Genomic DNA, 650 nt, shown 5'->3' with positions numbered 1-650 from the left:
GCCGAAAGCCGTGTTTCACAACGGTAACTACCGGCCAGAAGCGGTCACACTATGGAGGCAGCTCAACACTGTACAGGGAGCTGAAGCGTGGCTTCTGGAGTCCGAGAAGGCATTACAGAAGCAGCTTCGCGATAGCGCCAAAAATATTCCGGCACTATTCGGAATCTCCATTCGCCGAAGCATCCTCAGAGAGCAGGCGTTGGAGCACCCTGTATGTATGCCTGGATGTCTTGGATAACCCTTTCTCGACGCGGGGTATCGTGCATCAATTGCGCGACCATCTTGATGGCTAGCTGTCCTGAACTGAGCATATGGTTCACCTTCACGCGTGACCCAGACAAAGGAATCCCTTTATTTACGACTGTCTCATCAGCAGACGCTCGCAGCTTGGCGCGCGACAACTGTGGAAGCATTTTGGCTAAAACGCCGGGGGCCTTGGCGCTAAGCAATGTGACTGCCAGCACATCCGTAACGTGGTCGTATTCAGAGAAAGACTTAAGCTGGAGGCTCGTCGCATTTAGCACGGCTCGCCCCCCATCATTAAAGAGGGCGGTTGCAGGAGCTGAGTGCAACACGGTCATTGAATTGAAACTGGAGCATCATGCCGCATAGCCATGGCCTTCTGCATCACCTCGTCCATAACTTCGATT

Annotated in this window: 1 protein-coding gene; it reads left to right on the top strand. The window is 53.4% G+C overall.

What is annotated here, in order from left to right; translation table 11 throughout:
- The coding region (locus tag HZR81_RS23695; protein ID WP_500129405.1) for a hypothetical protein at positions 1-238 on the top strand (238 nt) is incomplete at its 5' end.
- Positions 239-650 lie beyond the last annotated feature (412 nt).

Origin of the sequence: Pseudomonas sp. LM13, assembly GCF_041381355.1 — a bacterium.
In the GTDB taxonomy this organism is placed as follows: domain Bacteria; phylum Pseudomonadota; class Gammaproteobacteria; order Pseudomonadales; family Pseudomonadaceae; genus Stutzerimonas; species Stutzerimonas frequens.
The sequence above is the reverse complement of the archived record's forward strand: the minus strand, read 5'-3'. Positions and strand labels throughout refer to the sequence as shown.